A 21,259-nucleotide genomic window follows, 5' to 3' on the forward strand; every position below is an offset into this window, starting at 1 on the left:
TGAATAAGCTCTATATAGATTAGAGCTTTACGTAAACTAGAGCTTAGCATCGAATAAAGTTGCTTAGTGACGCTAGAAAAAAATAGAATACACACAGTTGTAATCCTAGGCTCAAACCTAGAACTCAGGAAAAATAATGTCAGATCCAAAATTTGTTCACCTACGCGTACACAGTGACTTTTCGATGGTGGATGGCCTATCCAAGGTGCCACCATTAGTTAAAAAAGTCGCTGAAATGGGTATGCCTGCTCTAGCATTGACCGACTTTACCAACCTGTGCGGTTTGGTGAAATTCTACGGTACTGCTCATGGGTGTGGGGTTAAACCAATTATTGGTGCTGACTTCTTGATGCAGTCTCCTGATTTTGGCGATGAATTGACAAAACTCACCGTTATTGCAACGAGTAATAAAGGCTACAATAACCTAACGTTATTAATATCAAAAGCTTACCTTCGTGGCCATGTGCAGCATCAGCCTGTTATTGATAAAGAGTGGCTGATTGAACATGCGGAAGGCCTGATTCTTTTATCGGGTGCAAAAGAAGGTGAGATTGGTAAAGCGTTGCTGAAAGGCAATAGAGAGTTGGTTGCAAGCAGCGTTGAGTTTTACAAAACACATTTCGCAGACCGTTTTTATCTGGAGCTCATTCGAACTGGACGTACGGACGAAGAGTCTTATCTGCACTTTGCGCTGGAATTGGCTGAGCAAGAAGACCTGCCAGTTGTTGCGACCAACGAAGTGGTATTCATTTCTGAAGACTTGTTTGACGCTCATGAAATCCGTGTGGCGATTCACGACGGCTTTACCATGGTTGATCCACGTCGACCGAAAAACTACAGTCCACAACAGTACCTCCGTAGCGAAGAAGAGATGTGTGAGTTGTTCTCAGATATCCCTGAAGCATTAGAGAACAGTGTTGAGATCGCTAAGCGTTGTAATGTCACCGTTCGATTGGGCGAATACTTCTTGCCGAACTTCCCGACGGAAGGTTTGGCGATTGAAGACTTCTTGATCAAAAAATCAGAAGAAGGTCTTGAACGACGTTTAGCATTCCTATTTCCTGACGAAAAAGTCAGAGCTGAACGCAGGCCTGAATACGATGAGCGACTTAAAATCGAGCTAGAAGTAGTTAATAACATGGGTTTCCCAGGTTACTTCTTGATCGTAATGGAGTTCATCCAGTGGTCAAAAGATAACGATGTACCAGTAGGCCCGGGTCGTGGTTCTGGTGCTGGTTCTTTGGTGGCTTACGCGCTTGATATCACCGATCTTGATCCACTTGAATATGACTTGCTGTTCGAACGTTTCTTGAACCCAGAACGTGTATCCATGCCCGATTTCGATATCGATTTCTGTATGGATAAGCGTGACCAAGTTATTGATCACGTGGCTGAAATGTACGGCCGTGATGCCGTTTCTCAGATCATCACCTTCGGTACTATGGCGGCAAAAGCGGTAATCCGTGACGTTGGCCGTGTATTAGGCCACCCATTTGGCTTCGTTGACCGTATTTCTAAGCTAGTTCCGCCTGATCCGGGTATGACGCTAGAGAAAGCATTCCTCGCTGAGCCTGCATTGCCTGAACTCTACGACGGCGATGAAGAAGTTCGTGAGCTGATTGATAAATGTCGAATTCTAGAAGGTTGTACGCGAAACGCAGGTAAACACGCAGGTGGTGTTGTAATCTCACCGACCACGATTACTGATTTTGCACCTATCTATGCCGATGCTGAAGGTAACTTCCCAGTAACGCAATTCGATAAGAATGACGTAGAAACTGCTGGCTTGGTTAAGTTTGACTTCTTGGGGCTGCGTACACTGACGATCATTGACTGGGCACTAGGCCTAGTAAACCCTCGCTTAGCGAAAGAGGGGAAAGATCCGGTTCGTATCGAGTCGATTCCTTTGGATGATCAAGCGTCATTTAACCTATTACAGAATTCAGAAACGACTGCGGTATTCCAACTGGAATCTCGCGGTATGAAAGATCTGATCAAGCGTCTGCAACCCGACTGTTTTGAAGATATCATCGCATTGGTGGCCTTGTTCCGTCCGGGCCCTCTGCAATCAGGCATGGTAGATAACTTTATCGACCGTAAACACGGACGAGAGGCGGTCTCTTACCCTGATGAAACGTGGCAACACGAATCGCTTAAAGAGACACTAGAACCTACGTACGGCATCATCCTGTATCAAGAACAGGTAATGCAAATCGCTCAGATCCTTGCGGGTTATACGCTTGGTGGAGCCGATATGCTGCGTCGTGCGATGGGTAAGAAAAAGCCTGAAGAGATGGCAAAACAGCGCGGTACCTTTAAAGAAGGTGCTGAAGCCAATGGTGTTGATGGCGAACTGTCCATGAAGATCTTTGACTTGGTAGAGAAGTTTGCGGGCTACGGTTTTAACAAATCTCACTCGGCCGCATACGCACTGGTTTCTTATCAAACACTGTGGTTGAAAACGCACTATCCTGCGGAATTCATGGCGGCAGTAATGACCGCGGATATGGATAACACCGAAAAGGTTATTGGCCTTGTCGATGAGTGTTTCCGCATGAAGCTCAAGCTCCTTCCACCTGACATCAACTCGGGTCTATACCGCTTTAATGTCGATGAAGATGGCGCAATTGTTTATGGCATTGGTGCGATTAAAGGGGTTGGTGAAGGCCCAATTGAAGCTATTATCGAAGCGCGTAATAAAGGCGGTTACTTTAAAGACTTGTTCGACTTCTGTGCACGACTTGATCTGAAAAAAGTGAACAAGCGTGTTATCGAAAAGTTGATTCTGTCAGGCGCCTTAGATAGATTAGGTCCTCACCGAGCTGCGATGATGGCCTCATTGAAAGATGCGGTTAAGGCGGCAAGCCAACATCACCACGCTGAGTCTTTTGGTCAATCGGATATGTTTGGCGTGTTGACCGACGCTCCGGAAGAAGTAGAACACAAGTATACCCAAGTACCGAAGTGGCCTGAAAAGGTTTGGCTTGAAGGTGAGCGTGAGACGTTAGGTTTGTATTTAACGGGTCACCCGGTTAATGCGTACATTAAAGAGCTCGCGAAATACACCAGCTGTCGCTTGAAAGATGCCACGCCGACACGTCGTGACCAGTCATTAACGATTGCAGGCTTAGTAATTGCTGCTAGGGTAATGACCACGAAGCGCGGAACTCGAATTGGTTTGATGACCCTCGACGACCGATCGGGTCGGATGGAAGTGATGTTGTTCTCGGATGCGCTCGATCGCTACGCAGAATTGCTCGAAAAAGACAAAATTGTGGTTGTTTCTGGACAGGTCAGCTTTGATGATTTCAATGGTGGGCTTAAAATGTCCGCGCGCGAGGTCATGGACTTAGGAAGCGCCCGTGAGAAATATGCTCGTGGGGTGTCGATATCTATCGAGCAATCCCAAATTAACGGTCAATTTTTTGAACGCTTTGGTCAAATCTTAGAACCTTATAGAGCCGGAACGGTCCCAGTCAATGTATACTACCAACGTGCCGACGCTAGAGCGCGGTTAACATTGGGCACAGAATGGCGTGTGACGCCAAGTGATACATTACTAGACGAATTAAAACAGCTGCTTGGAAATAGCCAAGTAGAACTCGAATTTAACTAAAATTTAGCTCCGTAACTGCGGAGCTGAATCAACAAGGATTCATAGATGAGCCTGAACTTTCTAGAATTTGAAAAGCCTATCGCTGAACTTGAAGCAAAAATCGAAGCGCTACGTGACGTTTCGCGTCACGGTGGTGACGCAGCGGTAGATCTAGACAAAGAAATTGAACAACTAGAGAAAAAAAGCTTAGAGCTTAAACAGAAAATCTTTAGTGACTTAGGTGCATGGCAGGTGGCTCAACTTGCTCGTCACCCTCAACGTCCTTACACCAAAGATTACCTGGAGCATGCCTTCACAGAGTTTGAAGAGATGGCGGGCGATCGCGCTTACGCTGACGACAAAGCAATTGTGGGTGGTATGGCTCGTCTAAATGGTCGTCCTGTTATGGTTATTGGTCACCAGAAAGGTCGTGAGACTAAAGAGAAAGTGATCCGTAACTTTGGTATGCCAAAGCCAGAAGGTTACCGTAAGGCACTTCGCCTAATGGAAACGGCTGAGCGTTTCAACATGCCAATCATTACTTTCATCGACACAGCGGGTGCTTACCCAGGTGTTGGTGCTGAAGAGCGTGGCCAATCTGAAGCGATCGCTAAGAACCTTAAAGTAATGGCTGGTCTTTCAGTTCCAGTTATCTGTAACGTTGTTGGTGAAGGCGGTTCTGGTGGTGCACTAGCGATCGGTGTTGGTGATTACGTGAACATGCTTCAGTACTCTACATACTCAGTAATCTCTCCAGAAGGTTGTGCTTCAATCCTGTGGCGTGATTCAGATAAAGCACCACAAGCTGCTGAAGCGATGGGCCTAGTAGCTCCTCGACTTAAAGAGCTTGAGCTTATCGATGAAATCATCCCTGAGCCTCTAGGTGGCGCGCACCGCGATCCAATACAGACAGCTCAGAACATGAAAGACATGTTAGTTAAGCAGTTAGAAGAGCTAGAGCAATTTGACAACGAAGCACTTCTAGAGCGTCGTTACCAGCGTCTAATGAGCTACGGTTACTGCTGATAAGCGACCTTAGCAAGGTATAAGACCTGCTTTCCGTAACAAGTTGATGAAAGGGTTGGACTCAGTGCCAACCCTTTTTTATTATTAAAACATTCTCCTTTCTCATTAGTACACACGGCTCACTAACCCCATGACTCACTTAATCGAAACTTTTACCTCTGCATTTCAACAAAGCGATCTCAAACCTCGTCGGTTAGTCGTTGCTTTCAGTGGTGGTGTCGATTCGCGAGTGTTATTGGAATTGGCTGCGCAATACGCTAAGTCCCATCACATTGAGTGCTGTGCGGTGCACGTTCATCACGGTCTCAGTAAGAATGCTGATCTTTGGGCTGAGCAATGCCAAACATGGTGTGATGCTTTGTCGGTTTCGTTAGCAGTAGAAAGGGTCTCGTTGGATATCAACTGTGGTGAGAGCGTTGAAAAGCTTGCTCGAGATGCTCGATACCAAGCTTTTCAGCAGCACATCAGACAGGGCGATGTGCTTGTTACGGGTCAACACATTGACGATCAACTTGAAACCTTCTTGCTTGCGTTAAAACGTGGCAGTGGTCCGAAAGGACTCTCTTCAATGGCGAAAGTGATGTCGTTTGGCGAAGCGTTTATTGTGAGACCTTTGCTGTCAGTGACTCGATCAGACATCGAAGCGTCGGCTCATGATATGGGGTTAACTTGGGTCGAAGATGAGAGTAATCAGGATCTGCGCTTTGATCGAAATTTCATTCGTCATCAAGTCACTCCGACGTTGACTGAGCGCTGGCCTAGCTTTCGAGAATCGGTCTGTCGCAGTGCTCAATTATGTGCAGAACAAGAGTCGCTACTCGACGAACTGCTTGAGTCTCACTTACAACAAGCTTTGGGAGGCTGTAACAGTAAGAGCCAGAGCTTAAGCATTGATTCGTTATCTCAGCATTCTGATTTGTTACGAGCACGTTTGATCAGAATGTGGATCAGCCATTGCAATCAACCGATGCCAAGCCAAAAGCAGCTAAAACTTATTTGGGATGAAGTGGCTTGTGCTCAGGCAGATGCCAATCCTAAGCTGGTGTTGAATGATGTTGAGATTAGGCGCTTTAACAATCAGCTCTATTTGGTACAAGACACCAAAGATTTGTCGAACTGGGAAAGTGAAATCTTGATTGATGAGAATTTATTATTGCCTGATGGTTTAGGTGAGATCCATTTGAAAGCGGTGTCGAGTGGTAGTGCATCTCATAACCGAGACGTACAACGTTTTTCCCTTACTAAAGCCAACGGAACCTTGCGAGTGATCTTTAACCCTGAAGGAGTGTCAGCTCACCCAGTTGGACGCGGCCACAGTAGAAAACTCAAGAAGCTTTTTCAGGAATACCAAGTACCCAGCTGGTTAAGACGTCGAACGCCGATATTAATGGATGGCGATCGAGTGATCGCTGTTTTAGGCTTATTCGTAGATAAAAACTACGAAGGTCAAGATTGTGAAGCGCTTTGGAGCAAGTAGAAAAAGTTTGTGTCACAATTTACCGTCACTTTAATAAAAATAATTAATGGAATATGCAATGAAGAAAATTACACTAGGATTAGTTCTTGGATTTGGACTATTGAGTGGTAACGCTCTGGCGGGTGATGTTGCTGCGGGTCAAGCTAAAGCGGCAATCTGTGCGGCTTGTCATGGCGCAGACGGTATCGCAATGATCCCAGGATATCCAAACCTTAAAGGCCAAAACGAGCAATACATCGCTTCATCAATTAAGGCCTATAAGAGCGGCCAGCGCACCGGCGGTTTGGCCGCTGTCATGCAGGCTCAGGCTTCAATGCTGAGTGATGAAGATATTGCTAATCTAGCTGCTTACTACGCAAGCCTTAAGTAAAACCTTCTCAAAGCGCAGATTAAACAAGATGATAAATTTCGAGCCAGAGCTTTAATGCTCTGGCTTTTTTCATTGAATGTTTATTATAGCTAACCGATAATGAGCTATTCGCACAGTTTAAGGGATGAACATGAAAAAGATTGAAGCCATTATCAAGCCATTCAAACTTGATGATGTACGTGAAGCACTTGCAGAAGTGGGTATTACGGGTATGACAGTATCTGAAGTTAAAGGCTTTGGACGTCAAAAAGGTCATACTGAGCTATACCGTGGCGCAGAGTACATGGTCGATTTTTTACCTAAAGTGAAATTGGAAATTGTTGTGACCGACGAAGTGGCTGACCAATGTGTTGATACCATTATCGAAACGGCTCAAACAGGTAAAATTGGTGACGGTAAGATCTTCATTACTGAAGTTGAACGTGTGGTACGTATTCGTACTGGCGAAGAAGACGAAGACGCCGTATAAAAAACTATTACCTTAAAAGGAGCGTTTATCGCTCCTTTTTCATTTCTGGTAGGGTGCTGTATGTTTAAGAAAACCATCATTGTTATCACGTTATTGATAACGCTTGCTGTTGTTAGCTTTCATATTATCTTCGTGATCCCGAATAAACCCAATTTGATCACTTCTTCTCAAAATACTAGCAACGATATCTATAGCTGCTACCAAAACTCAGCCCCGAAAGCGATTGATGTGTCTGATGGCCTAGACATTACCGTGTGGAATATCTATAAGCAAAACCGAAATAATTGGCAAAGTGAGTTAAATAAGCTGTCAGCCGGTAGCGATTTAGTTTTGCTGCAAGAAGCGAGTATGACAGAAGGGCTTCGCCAATGGGTAACGAGTGGTCAATGGGGAAGCACTCGAGTGAATGCATTTGAAGCCTTTGAGAAAAGTGCTGGTGTACTTAACTTAGCGACGCATCTACCGATTGAAGCTTGTGCTTATACTCATGAAGAACCTTGGCTTCAATTACCCAAATCGGCACTCTGGTCTCGCTATCTGCTAAGTAATGGCGAAGAACTGGCTGTGATTAATATCCATGCGGTGAACTTTACTTTTGGTACGGAAGATTACGAGGCTCAGCTCAAGAGCTTAACCGACAATCTCCAAAAGTATCGTGGGCCTGTTATTTTTTCTGGGGATTTTAACAGTTGGAGTGAAGCTCGCTTTGCTGTATTGAAAGATGCGTTGGAACAGGTAGGTTTGACGGAAGTTGCTTTTGAACCAGATAACCGTACACAGTTTATGACAGGGTTGGTGCTCGATCATGTGTTCTATCGAGGGTTAGAAGTAGACAAAGCAAAGGCGCCCATTACGGACGCCTCTGATCATAACCCTATGCGAGTGACCTTTAAGGTTAAATAGTAATAAGCTATTAGCTTATTAGTCATTGGATCTTAGCTATTCACCATTCACACTGTGGTTACTTTGGGTAATAAGCAGGGGAATAAATAGGCTAGTGAATTTTCGCTAGCCTTGTTTTTATCTATTCAGCTTAAAAGATTAAAATGTAGAGAGCCCAGATTAGGTAATAGCCAACCCATGGCAAACCAGAGATGGCCAGTGCCTGACCACGCTCAAACTCCGTCCAAGTTAATACTGCTGCATAACCCAATACAATGTACCAAGGCAACAACAGTGGTAATGAGCTGGCAAATTGCGACCAATCATTGGTTAGTGGCAACTTGATTAAGCCGTTTAAGCTGTTCAAGTCGGCCGCGTAGCTCATCACATGCCCGTGCTTGAGTATCAGGCTTGCGTAGCTTGCTACATCGCCTAGAACGGCAGGGAATATCACTACCGATGCGGCTGCAAACCATCGCCAAAAGCTATGTTGGTGTTGGCTTGGCTTTGTTGCTAGGTTAAACCAAAATGCCAACAGAATGATGGTTAACGTACGGCCGAATACATCACTGATGATTTCACTCGCGAGTAGAGTATTACTGTCAAGTAACGCCAATTGGTCAGGGTTTGTTTGAGCCAGTTGCTGTGACAACTCAGCACTTAACCATGCAAAATCTACATTCGAAAAATAGGCTCCCCAAAATAAGAATGGGCTGAGCATTAATACGACGTAGGGTTGCCATCCCCAAGCACTTCTTTGATAAAGCGCTAAGAAACAAGCTGTTGGTGAACGGAATATATCCAACAGCATGACGAGTGGGTTACTTGACGGGTTCATACACTTACCTTAGTTACATCAACATACAGCTTCAGTTTTTGTCCTGGCTGTAGGTATTTCTTGTTCTGCAAAGCGTTCCATTTTACAACATCTGCGCTTTTTACTTTGAACTTTGATGCAATACCGCTGACTGTGTCACCTGATCTTACGTTATAAAAGACAGTACGGATGATGGCACCGTCTGAACTATTCTTCCAAATGACCAGTTCTTGACCAATTCTAAGTGTGTCACGTGGTCCCATGCCATTCCACTTAGCCAGTGATTGGTGAGATACCTTATTTGCGCGCGCAATCGTCCATAGGCTATCACCACTTTTTACGGTATGGCTAAGCTTATATTGACCACGACTCTTTGACTGTGTGCTTGCTAGGCGATTTGAAGCGCTTAGTGCGTATGTCTTATCGTCTTTGGTTGATGTTGGAATAAATAGGTGCTGACCAACACGAATATTATTGTTGCTCAAACCGTTTGCAGAGCGGATCACTTTGCTGGTGGTGTTGTATTTACTCGCCAGTACGCTGATGCTATCGCCAGATTGCACTTTATAGCGCACCAACTTCATGCCTTTGCCTTTATTGGCTGCCACTTCTTTGTTGAACTTCTCAACAGAGCTTAGAGGAAGCAATAATTGTTGGTGTTTCTCTGGTGCCGTTGCCCACTGGTTATAAGCTGGGTTGTAGCCTTGCAGCTCTTTGACAGGAATGTCGGCGTAGCTTGCGGCAATGGCTAAATCAAGTTGTTCGTCTGGGTTAACCAGAGTCAGTACTGCCTTGTTCGGGATCGCAGGGATATCGATGCCATACTTTTCTTGGTTGGCAATCACGTCGGCCAGTGCAAGTAGCTTAGGTACATAGCTGCTGGTCTCTTTTGGTAAGTCTAGAGAGAAGAAGTCGATTGGCTTACCCAGCTTCTTGTTCTTACGGATTGCGCTGTTCACACGACCACCGCCACTGTTGTAGGCAGCGATTGCGTGTTGCCAGTTCCCATCAAAACGTTTGTTCAGGTCGGTTAAGAAATCCAATGCAGCGTCGGTTGAAGCGGCTACGTCACGGCGGCCATCGTACCAGAAGTTTTGTTCTAGTCCGTAAGCTTTGCCAGTACCCGAAATGAACTGCCATAGTCCAGCAGCGCTACCGTGAGAATAAGCAAATGCATCAAACGAGCTTTCAACGACGGGCAACAGGGCCAGCTCTAAAGGCAAGTCTCTTTCTTCAATCTTAGTTGTGATCAAGTAAAGGAAAGGTTCAGCGCGTTTTGATACAGTTTTTAGATGACCAGGGTGCTTGAGGTACCAAGTGCGGTAGTAGTCGACTTTCTTTTGGTCCGGCACTTCCATTTCAAGTTGCATCGCAATACGTTTCCAAACATCTTGCTGTGTTTGTGGAGTAACGACGGGTGTTTCAACTTTTGGTTGTTCTTGGATCGCTCCCGATGAAACGTTCGCTTGAGAAACTTCTTTAGTAGGGGAGGTGTTGGTTTGCTCGGAAGCTTGGTCTGGATTCTCTGACTGAGTTAATTGGCAACCAGAAAGTAGTAGTACCAAAGCCCAGCTGTACTTAACTCGCATGTTACAGCCTTTTTAATAAACGGCCGATGATAATACTTGCCACTCCCTATGAGTGACAAGCCTGTATTTGTTAAAATTCGTTCTTCCACGCACGTAAAGCGGTAAAAACCGATAAAGGATCGGTCTGCTCGGTACGATTAGATACTGATTTCACTACACTTGGTTCTGTATAGCGTAAGAAGGGGTTAACAAACTTTTCTTGTCTTAAATTTGTGGGGATGGTCGACTTATTTTGAGCTCGAAGCCGATTCACTTGGTCGCGGTATTGTTGCAAATGTTGGTTGTCAGGCTCAACAGCCAGTGCAAAAGCGATATTGGCTGCCGTGTATTCATGAGCACAGTAAACCTCGGTTTCTTGTGGGAGTGCTGTGATCTTGTTCAATGCATCAAACATCTGCTGTGGTGTGCCTTCCATGATTCGCCCACAACCAGCTGAAAACAGTACATCGCCACAAAACAGTTTGGCATCACCAACATAACCAATGTGCCCAGCGGTGTGCCCACTGAGCCCTAGCACGAGGAATACTTCGCCAAACAGCTCTAATTGGTCACCGTCATCAACGGGATGCGTTAAGGTCGGGATAGGTTCATTTTTGGGGCCAACGACATCCACGCCAGGGAATTGTCTTACCAGCTCTGGCACGCCACCAATGTGATCGTGGTGGTGGTGCGTAATCAAGATTGCATCTAAAGTTAGCTCATGGTGTGCTAAGTACTCTAATACTGGAGCTGCATCACCAGGGTCGACGACAGCACAACGGCGATCGCTATTTTGAATCAGCCAGATGTAATTGTCGTTAAATGCAGGTATGCTTTTGATATGTAACATTATTGGTTCTCCAGTCACTTTTAGTGAGACAGAATAAGTGAGACAGATTATTGATGAAGCCAGCACGTAGCAGAAAGAAGTTTGAGCGTCCTTATACTTGGGCACAATTGCACAATGGGGACTGGTTGAGAGAATCTATTCAAACTCGACTTGATGAGTGGTGCCCAAAACTATTTGGTTACCATATGCTCAAACTTGGTGGCCTCAGCAGTGAGATTTCTAGCTGCACATGCAACATTCAACATCAAGTAAACCTAGATATCCAGAACCCATTACATAATGTGATAGCAGATGGTTATAATTTACCCTTTTTAGAGAAAAGCTTTGATGTTGTGGTGCTGAGTCATCAGTTAGATTATAGCAACGACCCACACCGGCTATTGAGGGAAGTCGACCGAGTAATGATGGACGATGGCTATATTATTATCACCGGCTTTAACCCTTTTAGTGTGACTGGGCTTGCCAGTTTGATGCCTTGGCGAAAGAACAGCTTGCCATGGAGTGGACGTATGTACACGCCAAACCGAATTAAAGATTGGCTAGGCGTACTTAATTATGAAGTGATTCATTGTGACACCTACGCGTTGTTCCCTATGAGTAAATACCAAGCGATGTGGACGTGGTTGGAGAACAGCTTAGGCAGCTGTGCATCGTTCGCTGGTAGCCAATACTTTATTGTTGCTCGTAAACGTACTTATCCACTTAAGCCTATCAAGCCACATTGGCACCTTAAGCGACGCTTCTCTCCTGTAGGAGCCAGTTTTAGAACCAATACGCGTCGCACCTTGGACTCCGCTAAAACTTCGTATCCGTTAAAAGCAGAAAAAGCCGACTCATAGTCGGCTTTCCATTGCTATATCTGTTTTAGATACTGACATTTCCTTTAAGAAAATGATCAGCTTGGCTGATATCCCGTATCTTCTTGGGTCGGGTTTTCAGCTGCACTTCGAGCTAAATCATCACACATTTCATTTTCTCGGTGCCCCGCGTGCCCCTTAACCCAGCGCCAATCAACGCTATGGCGCGCCGTCTCTTTGTCGAGTCTTTGCCACAGGTCTGCGTTTTTAACGGGCTTTTTATCGGCTGTTTTCCAATCGCGCTTTTTCCAGTTGTGAATCCACTGGGTGATACCTTGACGCACGTATTGGCTATCTGTGGTCAGAATGACAGAGCAAGGCTCTTTGAGGGCTTGGAGAGCCACAACAGCGGCGAGCATTTCCATGCGGTTATTGGTGGTTAAGGTGAAACCTTCGGCTAGCGTCTTCTCTACTTTTTTGTAGCGAAGTACGATGCCGTAGCCGCCAGGACCTGGGTTGCCTAAACAAGAACCATCAGTGAAAATTTCAACTTGTTTCGTCATGATTTGATACTATTACCTCAAGCACATTATCGGCATAGTCTGACACAGTTATCCTTATGAATACCAGTAGCACTCCAGAACAAAGCACGAACGAAAAAAACAGTTCGAATGAAAACAAACGCATCGTTGTACTCGATACCGAAACCACCGGTATGAATACAGAGGGTGGCCCCCACTATATGGGACATCGCATCGTTGAAATTGGTGCAGTAGAGATCATCAACCGTAGGCTGACTGGGCGTCACTTTCACGTCTATATCAAGCCCGATCGTGCGATTCAAGAAGAGGCAATTGGCGTTCACGGTATTACCGATGAATTCTTGATTGATAAACCAGAATACCAAGACATACATAAAGAGTTTCTCGACTTTATTAAAGGTGCGGAGCTGGTGGCTCATAACGCGCCCTTCGATACGGGCTTTATGGATTATGAGTTTGAGAAACTTAACCCTGCGATAGGTAAAACGGATGACTACTGTAAAGTTACCGATACCTTGGCGATGGCGAAGAAGATATTCCCAGGGAAAAGAAACAATCTAGATATCTTATGTGACCGTTATGGTATTGATAACTCACACCGTACTCTTCACGGCGCATTGCTCGATGCGGAGATTCTAGCTGACGTCTACTTATTGATGACAGGTGGGCAAACTTCGCTGCAATTTAACGCTGGCCAACAAGAAGGCGAAGGCGAAAGCATACGAAGAGCAGAAAGTGGTCGAAAATCCCTAAAGGTTTTGCGAGCTACGGCCGATGAAGTAGAAGCGCATCAAAGTCGTTTAGACCTCGTCGAGAAAAGCGGAAGCTGCCTCTGGCGTCAGTAGGGAGAAAGTATGTTAAGGGTATTGGCTACCGGTTGTTTATTGCTCTTGAGCTTTGGCTTACACGCAGCAACAGAATCTGTAATGAGTTTATTGGATAATCGCTTTCGAGTTGATCCCAGCATCGAGCAAGTTACTTTTGTAATCTATCGAGCCGATAATTCTAAACCCGTCGTCTTGGTTCGTCCTGATGGCAAGAAGTATCACGCTTTGCGTCATGCTGATAATGTCCGTTGGTACCAAGAATCGTCAATGGATATTATCTCTATCGACAATCCGATGCCGGGTCCCTGGCAAGCGGTAGGTAAAGTCTCACCTAAAAATAATATCAAACTTTTATCTCATCTGGTTTTAGACGCCAATGAATTTCCAGACAAGTTGTACCAAACCGAACACATTAAATTTACCGCTCGTTTGACATCCGATGGCAAGCCGCTTGTGCTGCGTGACTTTCTTGACCGTGTGAAGCTTAAAGTAACATTCACTAAGTTCGTCGAAAACGAAGAGTCCTTAGTGAGAGAAGCGCGGCCAATTCCGGTTGTCATGGGGGAATTTGCCGATGATGGCGTTGATCTTGACGAAAAAGCGGGAGATGGTGTATTCACGGTATCGTTGCCAATGGACATTGAGCCTGGTAAATATCGAGCTCGAATTACTTCTGGTAATGGTGTGTTCCTGCGAGCGCAAGAGCAAGAGGTCTTGGTTTACCCAACGCCAATCACCACCACCTTCATTCAGTCTCGCAAAGAAGGCTTATCTCATACCGTCGTGGCATCTGGCGAGCCAGGTATGATTGCACCGAGCTCGTTAGCAGCTCACGTTGAGTATAAAGCCCTTGATGGGTATGTGATGTATAAGCAAGGCCAAGCCGAAGCTGATGCGATGAAAGTGTCTTTAACGTTGCCTTATAATGATGATTTGGGAATTTACACTTGGTCGGGGATGGTTTATGCCACCGATGCGTCAAGCCAGCGTCCACTGATCTTCCCGATTACCGAGCAGTCGTACAGCGTTGTTCAAGAGATAGACCTAGCAGAATCTCGACGTCTTCAAGAGGAAGCTCTTGCTGAGCAGAAACGTATTGCTGAAAAATTAATGATTCTTCAAAAAAGAGAAGATGACAGGCAGCGCAGCATAATGATTATAGCGGTAGGTAATGTGGCTGCGATTTTATTGGGCTTACTGATTTGGTTTGTAATACGTAAAATCACAGCGAAGAAGAGAGCGCTACCTGAGATGCAGCTCAAGGCGCCTAAGTAACTCGTCTGCATCCCTAGAGTTGTCTTGAGATTGTTGTCTTGAGTGAGTAGACGTCGGGGCAACAAACCTCGAGAGACTAAACTTAGATAGAACAAGCCTCGATAGAGCAAGCCTTAAAATTTGTGACAATGAAGTGATGAATAAAAAAACGGGACTCATAGGAGTCCCGTTTTTGTTTGTTTCTCTGACCTTAAGCGACGTTATCAATCGATTGGTCTGGGTACTGAGTCTTTGCTGCAAGCTCCTCTGGTGAGAAGTCATCAACGTTAATTGTGTACAGTCTATGTTCCTCAGCGCTAATCAGAAGATTTGCTTCTTCTTGCGTTAAGATACCTTTCTCAAGTCCCAACTGAGCGACAAGGTCGAGTCGTAAGAAAGCACGTTTTTGATGTGTTTCTTTACAAACCTTATCAAACAGAGGTTCAGCTTGAAGAATCACCTCTAGCGCTTTTTCAATCTTGCCTACAGGGTTGTATTCCGTTGCTTCCAAGTATTGGCCACGGCCGATACGAGAGCGTGTTTCGCTTGGTGTTTGTAGGATGTGCGCGACTTGGCTATCCAGTTTGTCGTTTGGTGCACGACGGATACGACTAAATGGCATTAACACAACGCGAAGTAGTCGACCAATCACAGGGTTAGGGAAGTTCGCCAAGAACTCATCAATCGCGACTTCAGTTTGACGCAAGCTGTCTTGCATACCCCAATGGACTAATGGGAGATCTTCAGCATGGCTACCTTCGCTTTCAAAGCGCTTAAGTGTTGCTGAACCTAGGTAGAGTTGACTCAGGATATCCCCCAGTCTTGCTGACAGGCGCTCTCTGCGTTTCAGTGAACCGCCTAATACAGCCATTGAAATATCAGACAGTAGCGCTAGGTTAGCACTGTAGCGGTTCAGCTGTTGGTAGTAACGCTGTGTCTGCTTATCCGTTTTATTGGATGGTGTTGGAGCATCTGAACCACGACCGTCGGTTAAACCAAACCACAAGCTGCGGACTAGGTTACTCATAGTAAAGCTAACGTGTCCTGCTAATGCTGAATCAAACTTATCAAGTGCATCGCTGCTTTCCGAATAAGCCGCTTCCATTTCGTTCAGAACATAAGGGTGGCAGCGAATCGCGCCTTGACCATAGATGATCATTGAACGAGTCAGGATGTTTGCGCCTTCAACCGTAATTGCAATTGGTGAGCCTTGATAACCACGAGCGAGGAAGTTCGATGGGCCTAAGCAAATGCCTTTACCGCCGACGATATCCATCGCATCGATGATGCTGCGTTGGCCACGGTGAGTACAGTGGTACTTCACGATTGCTGAGATAACCGAAGGCTTTTCACCAAGATCGATACCCGCAACCGTCAGGTTACTTGCTGCATCCATTACATAGGCGTTACCTGCTAGACGTGCCAGTGGCTCTTCAACCCCTTCCATGCGACCAATGGGTTGTTTGAATTGACGACGAATACGAGCGTAAGCACCAGTTGCTAATGCTGCAGATTTAATACCACCGGTTGAGTTTGAAGGCAGTGTGATACCACGACCAACCGACAGACATTCAACCAACATACGCCAGCCTTGTCCTGCCATTTTCTGGCCGCCGATGATGAAATCGATAGGCACGAAGATGTCATCACCTTGAGTCGGACCATTTTGGAAAGGCACGTTGAGTGGGAAGTGGCGGTTACCAATCTCTACGCCTTTTAAATCGGTAGGGATAAGAGCACAGGTGATGCCAAGATCTTGTTTGTCACCAAGCAGACCTTCTGGGTCTCTCAGTTTAAAGGCTAAGCCTAAAACGGTCGCGACAGGCGCTAGAGTGATGTAACGTTTGTTCCAAGTTAGGCGCATGCCCAATACTTCTTCGCCTTGCCATTGACCTTTACACACCACGCCGTAATCTGGGATTGAGCCAGCATCTGAGCCAGCTTCTGGACTGGTCAGTGCGAAACAAGGGATCTCTTTACCTTCAGCTAGGCGTGGCAGGTAATGGTTTCTTTGATCTTCTGTACCGTAGTGCTGCAATAGCTCACCAGGACCTAGTGAGTTAGGTACGCCAACGGTTGAGGATAATACGCTCGAAACACCCGTTAGTTTCTGTAGAACTAAAGACTGAGCGTAAGCTGAGAATTCTAAACCGCCGTATTTTTTCTTGATGATCATGGCGAAGAATTTATGGTCTTTCAGGTACTGCCAAACTTCTGGTGGCAAATCGGCAAGTTCATGTGTCACTTGATAATCGTTGACCATCTCACATACTGTATTTACTGGGCCATCTAAAAACGCTTGTTCCGCCTCAGAAAGTTTTGGATCCGCAATGTTTTGAAGCTTCTTCCACTCAGGCTTGCCTTTGAACAGCTCTGCTTCCCACCATACAGTGCCTGCTTCTAATGCCTCTTTTTCCGTCTGAGACATTGCTGGTAGAACCTTCTTAAACAAAGAAAGTGCTTTTTGACTAATGAGGGTCTGGCGAATTGCTGGTACAGCAAAGATCGCTATGGCCAATAGATAACAAAGCCAACCAGTGACTTCCACGCTGCCAAACAGGGTTAATGCTACCATTGCGCCGGTTAACACAATTAACGCACGGACCAGACTAACTCTATGGTAAAGACAGACGCCTAAGATGGCTGTCATGCCGAGTAGGGAGAGCAATATGTTCATGATCGATTTCCTTTTCAGAGATCACTTATTGTTATTAAGTTTAGGTAAGAGGTCTAACCAGTCAAGTGTAAACAAAATATTAAATATTTGTAAAACTCCAAAGTGAATAAAAAGTGATCTCAATAGAGTTAAAGTTCTAATTGTGAGAGGTTGGTGGTGAATATTTGGACGGATCGACAATGGGAGGTTAGGGGCTGTTGATCTTCGTGGTTCAATTTTGTTCGAGATAAAATCGTTTTAGGTGCGGCGAAGAGTATGTAGCCTAGTCATTCTAAGCAATTATTCTTCAACAAAGCATAAAACGATTTTAGCCGAACCCTTCGGGCAGCCTTTGTGGTTCATTTCTACTGCGTTATTGGCTTTTCATGTAGGCTAGCTACACGTCAAAGCCTCTGCCTTGTATAAATTTCCCACAAAGATCTGCAAAAATCAGCTCGAAAGGTCAACAGACCCTAATAAAGGTGGCAATCTTTGGGCTTAAGTGTCGACACTATTTCATGTTTGTGGGTAAACTCAGTATAAAGAGGGGAAAACCCTCAATTCTCATTTCACGCACTTTAAGTTGCTTCAAAAAACATAAGAGATATGCCAAATGTACCAAGACCTAATCAAAAGTGAATTGAACGAAGCTGCTGACGTTCTGAACAAGTTCTTGAGTGATGACCATAACATTGCTCAAATTGAAGCTGCTGCAAAAATGATTGCAGATTCATTCAAGCAAGAAGGCAAAGTGCTTTCTTGTGGTAACGGTGGTTCACACTGTGATGCAATGCATTTCGCGGAAGAGCTAACAGGCCGATACCGCGAAAATCGCCCAGGCTTTGCTGGTATTGCGATTTCAGATCCGAGTCACCTGTCTTGCGTGAGTAACGACTTTGGCTACGACCACGTATTTTCTCGTTATGTAGAAGCCGTCGGTCGTAAAGGCGATGTGTTGTTTGGTTTGTCGACTTCAGGTAACTCTGGCAACATCCTAAAAGCGATTGAAGCTGCTCAAGCTAAAGGGATGAAAACCATTGCGCTGACCGGTAAAGATGGCGGTAAAATGGCAGGTTGTGCTGATATCGAAATCCGAGTCCCACACTTTGGCTACGCTGATCGCATCCAAGAGATTCACATTAAGATCATCCACATTGTGATTCAGCTTGTTGAAAAAGAAATGGAATAATAGTTTTACAGATATTTGGAGCCTAGGTTTGTGGCTCCATTGGTTTAAATAGGGAGTAGATTAAACCATGTGTGAATTGCTCGGTATGAGCGCGAATGTGCCAACTGATATTTGTTTTAGCTTTACTGGCCTTATGCAGCGTGGAGGCAACACTGGTCCACATCGTGATGGCTGGGGTATTACTTTCTATGAGGGAAAGGGTTTTCGTACATTTAAAGACCCTAATCCTAGTTGTGAATCAAAGATCGCTGAGTTGGTTCAAAACTACCCAATTAAGAGCCAAGCTGTTGTCAGTCATATCCGTCAAGCCAATCGTGGTGGCGTTAATCTAGAAAATACTCACCCTTTTACTCGTGAGCTTTGGGGACGATACTGGACCTTTGCTCACAATGGTCAACTAACGGATTATGATGATCTGATTAGTGGTCGATTCAGACCTGTCGGTGAGACGGACAGCGAACTCTCTTTCTGTTGGTTGTTGAAACAACTTGAAGACCGTTTTCCTGAACCTCCTCAAGATATGGAAGGTATGTTTCGCTTTGTCGCTGAGTGCTGTGACCAGTTACGAGAGAAAGGTGTTTTCAATATGTTGCTCAGTGACGGTGAGTACGTGATGAACTACTGTACGAACCATTTATACTGGATAACAAGACGAGCTCCTTTTGGTAACGCGAGCCTGATTGATGAAGATGTTGAGATTAACTTCCAAGAAGAGACCACGCCTAATGATGTGGTAACCGTCGTCGCAACTCAGCCTCTAACAGACAATGAAGAGTGGTTTAGAATGAAGCCGGGTGAATACGCGCTGTTTCATTTTGGAGAGTTAATTGGCAACAACCACCAAGCGTTGGAAGATGTCGCTTATGCTCCGAAGAAGGTGGCAAGCCAAGCGCCTACTGAACCATTGAGCTAATCTAGTCGATACTATTATTTGTCCTGATTAAAAAAGGCCGCTTACTGTACTAATAAGTCAGTGAGCGGCCTTTTTGTTTTCTGTTTTTTAAGGCTTATTCTTCCGTGATTTACTCTGGGAGAACAACCTTATTAATTACTCTTCTGCGTAACCGTGTGTACCTAATGTTTCACCGTCTAAGACAGCCCTCCCGTTTACCATCGATAAACGATCTTCAGCAAACCATTTACAAACCATCGGGTAAATACAGTGCTCTTGAGTCAGTACTCGGCTTGCTAACATGTCAGCATCATCATCTTCAAATACCGGCACCTTGGCTTGCAAGATTACAGGGCCACCATCAAGTTCTTCGGTAACAAAGTGGACGCTTGTACCGTGCTCTTTGTCTTGTGCATCAATGGCACGCTGGTGGGTGTGTAGGCCTGGGTATTTAGGTAACAGGGAAGGGTGGATGTTGACCATTTTACCGGCATAGTGACGAACAAATTCTGAACTCAAGATACGCATGTATCCCGCAAGTACGATTAAATCGGGTTGGTAAGCATCGATCTGAATCATCAATTCATGATCGAACTCTTCACGTGAACCATAGTTTTTTGGGTTCACAGAATGTGCGTCAACACCCGCGGTTTTCGCTCGCTCTAAACCAAAAGCTTCTGCTTTATTTGAGAAGACAGCTTTAACTGAAGCATCAATCATATTGCTCTCGCAGGCGTCCAAAATTGCTTGCAAGTTACTTCCGCTTCCTGAGACTAAAACGACGATGTTTTTCTTAGTGTGACTGTTATTCATAGAATGGCTGTTTTTCATAGAGTGGGTCATGCGATTGATTAACTGAACTGTTTACAATGTACCTACATAAACTAAGGTTTTCTGTGGGCCAAATAGCAAAATGAGGACCATAAGGTCCTCATTGATTAACTAAGTAAGTGAGCGTATCACTTATTTGATTTCAACTTGCTCTTCGCCAGCTTCAGCGTTTGCGATCTCACCGATAACCCAAGCGTTTTCGCCTTCGGCTTTCAGCAGTTCAACAGCAGCGCCTGCTTGATCTTTAGGTAGAGCAACAACTAGGCCTACACCACAGTTGAAAGTGCGGTACATTTCAAATGTCTCCACGTTACCTTTCTCTTGTAGCCAGTTGAAGATAGCAGGCCATTCCCAGCTCTTGCCATCAATCACTGCTTTAGTACCTTCAGGAAGTACGCGTGGGATGTTTTCCCAGAAACCACCACCTGTGATGTGCGAGATAGCATGAATGTCATGCTCTGCAATCATCTTAAGTGCCGATTTGATGTAAATCTTAGTTGGTTCTAGTAGGTGTTCACCGATAGTGCGACCTTCTAGCTCTTCACTCTTATCAGCACCAGAAACTTCTAGAACTTTACGAATCAAAGAGTAACCATTTGAGTGTGGACCACTTGAGCCTACAGCGATAAGTGCGTCGCCTGCAGCTACTTTAGTACCGTCGATGATGTCAGCTTTTTCTACAACACCAACACAGAAGCCGGCTACATCGTAGTCGTCGCCTTCGTACATACCTGGCATTTCAGCAGTCTCACCACCGATCAGTGCACAACCTGCTTGAACACAGCCTTCAGCAATACCAGAAACAACATCTGCTGCTGTATCTACATCTAGCTTACCTGTTGCGTAGTAGTCTAGGAAGAATAGCGGCTCACCACCTTGAACGATTAAGTCGTTCACACACATTGCCACTAGGTCGATACCAATGGTGTCGTGTTTTTTCAGATCCAAAGCAAGGCGAAGTTTAGTACCAACACCATCAGTACCTGAAACAAGTACCGGCTCTTTATATTTCGTTGGAAGTTCACATAGGGCGCCAAAGCCACCAATACCGCCCATTACTTCAGGGCGACGAGTGCGTTTAACAGCACCTTTAATACGGTCTACTAGTGCATTACCTGCGTCGATATCAACACCAGCGTCTTTGTAGTTTAGAGAAGAAGTATTACCACTCACGGGATAGTCCTCGAACTTAAGTTGGATGTGAAAACGGCGCTATT

General features: G+C 45.3%; 18 protein-coding genes. 11 read left to right on the top strand and 7 right to left on the bottom strand.

Annotated elements, in window-relative coordinates:
- The first annotated feature begins 136 nt into the window (after positions 1–136).
- From dnaE to AB6C75_RS03380, 6 genes are all read left to right on the top strand, one after another.
- Positions 137–3,616, top strand: a complete 3,480-nt coding sequence (gene dnaE / locus AB6C75_RS03355) for a DNA polymerase III subunit alpha (protein ID WP_009847404.1) — start codon at positions 137–139, stop codon at positions 3,614–3,616.
- 45 nt (positions 3,617–3,661) lie between these two features.
- The gene (gene accA, locus AB6C75_RS03360) at positions 3,662–4,621 is read left to right on the top strand and encodes an acetyl-CoA carboxylase carboxyl transferase subunit alpha (RefSeq protein WP_017096819.1); all 960 of its coding nucleotides are present in this window, start codon (positions 3,662–3,664) and stop codon (positions 4,619–4,621) included.
- Between the two features lie 130 nt (positions 4,622–4,751).
- Complete coding sequence (gene tilS / locus AB6C75_RS03365; protein WP_372106873.1) at positions 4,752–6,098, top strand: tRNA lysidine(34) synthetase TilS; 1,347 nt, start codon at positions 4,752–4,754, stop codon at positions 6,096–6,098.
- Between the two features lie 46 nt (positions 6,099–6,144).
- Positions 6,145–6,468, top strand: a complete 324-nt coding sequence (locus AB6C75_RS03370; protein ID WP_372047878.1) for a cytochrome c — start codon at positions 6,145–6,147, stop codon at positions 6,466–6,468.
- A 130-nt stretch (positions 6,469–6,598) separates the two neighbouring features.
- Entirely contained in the window at positions 6,599–6,937 is a 339-nt protein-coding gene (glnB, locus tag AB6C75_RS03375) for a nitrogen regulatory protein P-II (protein WP_017063373.1), read from the top strand.
- Between the two features lie 60 nt (positions 6,938–6,997).
- Positions 6,998–7,840, top strand: coding sequence for an endonuclease/exonuclease/phosphatase family protein (locus AB6C75_RS03380; RefSeq protein WP_372106875.1), 843 nt, complete (start codon positions 6,998–7,000; stop codon positions 7,838–7,840).
- A 130-nt stretch (positions 7,841–7,970) separates the two neighbouring features.
- Here AB6C75_RS03380 and AB6C75_RS03385 read toward each other — a convergent pair whose 3' ends face one another.
- The 3 genes from AB6C75_RS03385 to gloB all read right to left on the bottom strand — a co-directional run bounded on the left by AB6C75_RS03385 (position 7,971) and on the right by gloB (position 11,054).
- The gene (locus tag AB6C75_RS03385) at positions 7,971–8,657 is read right to left on the bottom strand and encodes a YIP1 family protein (RefSeq protein WP_012604590.1); all 687 of its coding nucleotides are present in this window, start codon (positions 8,655–8,657) and stop codon (positions 7,971–7,973) included.
- A complete protein-coding gene (locus AB6C75_RS03390; protein WP_017100795.1) occupies positions 8,654–10,225 on the bottom strand; it encodes a LysM peptidoglycan-binding domain-containing protein in 1,572 nt (523 codons plus the stop codon). Before AB6C75_RS03390 ends, AB6C75_RS03385 begins: the two co-directional genes overlap by 4 nt.
- Before the next feature lie 70 nt (positions 10,226–10,295).
- A complete protein-coding gene (gloB, locus tag AB6C75_RS03395; RefSeq protein ID WP_009847396.1) occupies positions 10,296–11,054 on the bottom strand; it encodes a hydroxyacylglutathione hydrolase in 759 nt (252 codons plus the stop codon).
- A 53-nt stretch (positions 11,055–11,107) separates the two neighbouring features.
- On the opposite strand from gloB, the gene AB6C75_RS03400 reads away from it, so the two are divergent.
- Positions 11,108–11,893, top strand: coding sequence for a class I SAM-dependent methyltransferase (locus AB6C75_RS03400; protein ID WP_009847395.1), 786 nt, complete (start codon positions 11,108–11,110; stop codon positions 11,891–11,893).
- A gap of 56 nt (positions 11,894–11,949) precedes the next feature.
- Here AB6C75_RS03400 and rnhA read toward each other — a convergent pair whose 3' ends face one another.
- Positions 11,950–12,414, bottom strand: coding sequence for a ribonuclease HI (rnhA, locus tag AB6C75_RS03405; RefSeq protein WP_009847394.1), 465 nt, complete (start codon positions 12,412–12,414; stop codon positions 11,950–11,952).
- A 56-nt stretch (positions 12,415–12,470) separates the two neighbouring features.
- On the opposite strand from rnhA, the gene dnaQ reads away from it, so the two are divergent.
- Positions 12,471–13,238: a DNA polymerase III subunit epsilon gene (gene dnaQ / locus AB6C75_RS03410; RefSeq protein WP_009847393.1), complete on the top strand. Its 768-nt coding sequence runs from the start codon at positions 12,471–12,473 to the stop codon at positions 13,236–13,238.
- A 9-nt stretch (positions 13,239–13,247) separates the two neighbouring features.
- The gene (locus AB6C75_RS03415; protein WP_372106879.1) at positions 13,248–14,495 is read left to right on the top strand and encodes a TIGR03503 family protein; all 1,248 of its coding nucleotides are present in this window, start codon (positions 13,248–13,250) and stop codon (positions 14,493–14,495) included.
- A gap of 190 nt (positions 14,496–14,685) precedes the next feature.
- Here AB6C75_RS03415 and fadE read toward each other — a convergent pair whose 3' ends face one another.
- Positions 14,686–17,151 carry an acyl-CoA dehydrogenase FadE gene (fadE, locus tag AB6C75_RS03420; protein WP_372106881.1) on the bottom strand — a complete coding sequence of 822 codons (2,466 nt, stop codon included), beginning with the start codon at positions 17,149–17,151 and terminating at the stop codon, positions 14,686–14,688.
- Positions 17,152–17,743: 592 nt separating this feature from the next.
- Between fadE and lpcA the strand changes: the two genes are divergently transcribed.
- Both lpcA and AB6C75_RS03430 read left to right on the top strand, forming a co-directional pair.
- Positions 17,744–18,319 carry a D-sedoheptulose 7-phosphate isomerase gene (gene lpcA, locus AB6C75_RS03425; RefSeq protein WP_009847390.1) on the top strand — a complete coding sequence of 192 codons (576 nt, stop codon included), beginning with the start codon at positions 17,744–17,746 and terminating at the stop codon, positions 18,317–18,319.
- 67 nt (positions 18,320–18,386) lie between these two features.
- Positions 18,387–19,232 (top strand): class II glutamine amidotransferase, encoded by an 846-nt coding sequence (locus AB6C75_RS03430; RefSeq protein WP_009847389.1) that lies wholly within the window; start codon positions 18,387–18,389, stop codon positions 19,230–19,232.
- A gap of 135 nt (positions 19,233–19,367) precedes the next feature.
- On the opposite strand, the gene purN is transcribed toward AB6C75_RS03430, so the two are convergent.
- Both purN and purM read right to left on the bottom strand, forming a co-directional pair.
- Positions 19,368–20,054: a phosphoribosylglycinamide formyltransferase gene (gene purN / locus AB6C75_RS03435; RefSeq protein ID WP_372106884.1), complete on the bottom strand. Its 687-nt coding sequence runs from the start codon at positions 20,052–20,054 to the stop codon at positions 19,368–19,370.
- A 120-nt stretch (positions 20,055–20,174) separates the two neighbouring features.
- Positions 20,175–21,215 (bottom strand): phosphoribosylformylglycinamidine cyclo-ligase, encoded by a 1,041-nt coding sequence (gene purM / locus AB6C75_RS03440; protein ID WP_372106886.1) that lies wholly within the window; start codon positions 21,213–21,215, stop codon positions 20,175–20,177.
- Positions 21,216–21,259: the final 44 nt, after the last annotated feature.

The organism is Vibrio sp. 10N.237.312.B06 (genome assembly GCF_041464685.1).
Taxonomy (GTDB): domain Bacteria; phylum Pseudomonadota; class Gammaproteobacteria; order Enterobacterales; family Vibrionaceae; genus Vibrio; species Vibrio tasmaniensis_A.

Excerpts from the sequence above, each read along its gene's own strand:
- purN (WP_372106884.1), bottom strand. The coding sequence starts at position 20,054 with ATGACCCACTCTATGAAAAACAGCCATTCTATGAATAACAGTCACACT.
- dnaE (WP_009847404.1), top strand. The coding sequence starts at position 137 with ATGTCAGATCCAAAATTTGTTCACCTACGCGTACACAGTGACTTTTCG.
- accA (WP_017096819.1), top strand. The coding sequence starts at position 3,662 with ATGAGCCTGAACTTTCTAGAATTTGAAAAGCCTATCGCTGAACTTGAA.
- AB6C75_RS03380 (WP_372106875.1), top strand. The coding sequence starts at position 6,998 with ATGTTTAAGAAAACCATCATTGTTATCACGTTATTGATAACGCTTGCT.
- tilS (WP_372106873.1), top strand. The coding sequence starts at position 4,752 with ATGACTCACTTAATCGAAACTTTTACCTCTGCATTTCAACAAAGCGAT.
- AB6C75_RS03385 (WP_012604590.1), bottom strand. The coding sequence starts at position 8,657 with ATGAACCCGTCAAGTAACCCACTCGTCATGCTGTTGGATATATTCCGT.
- rnhA (WP_009847394.1), bottom strand. The coding sequence starts at position 12,414 with ATGACGAAACAAGTTGAAATTTTCACTGATGGTTCTTGTTTAGGCAAC.
- dnaQ (WP_009847393.1), top strand. The coding sequence starts at position 12,471 with ATGAATACCAGTAGCACTCCAGAACAAAGCACGAACGAAAAAAACAGT.
- AB6C75_RS03370 (WP_372047878.1), top strand. The coding sequence starts at position 6,145 with ATGGAATATGCAATGAAGAAAATTACACTAGGATTAGTTCTTGGATTT.
- gloB (WP_009847396.1), bottom strand. The coding sequence starts at position 11,054 with ATGTTACATATCAAAAGCATACCTGCATTTAACGACAATTACATCTGG.
- fadE (WP_372106881.1), bottom strand. The coding sequence starts at position 17,151 with ATGAACATATTGCTCTCCCTACTCGGCATGACAGCCATCTTAGGCGTC.
- AB6C75_RS03430 (WP_009847389.1), top strand. The coding sequence starts at position 18,387 with ATGTGTGAATTGCTCGGTATGAGCGCGAATGTGCCAACTGATATTTGT.
- AB6C75_RS03390 (WP_017100795.1), bottom strand. The coding sequence starts at position 10,225 with ATGCGAGTTAAGTACAGCTGGGCTTTGGTACTACTACTTTCTGGTTGC.
- AB6C75_RS03400 (WP_009847395.1), top strand. The coding sequence starts at position 11,108 with ATGAAGCCAGCACGTAGCAGAAAGAAGTTTGAGCGTCCTTATACTTGG.
- AB6C75_RS03415 (WP_372106879.1), top strand. The coding sequence starts at position 13,248 with ATGTTAAGGGTATTGGCTACCGGTTGTTTATTGCTCTTGAGCTTTGGC.
- lpcA (WP_009847390.1), top strand. The coding sequence starts at position 17,744 with ATGTACCAAGACCTAATCAAAAGTGAATTGAACGAAGCTGCTGACGTT.
- glnB (WP_017063373.1), top strand. The coding sequence starts at position 6,599 with ATGAAAAAGATTGAAGCCATTATCAAGCCATTCAAACTTGATGATGTA.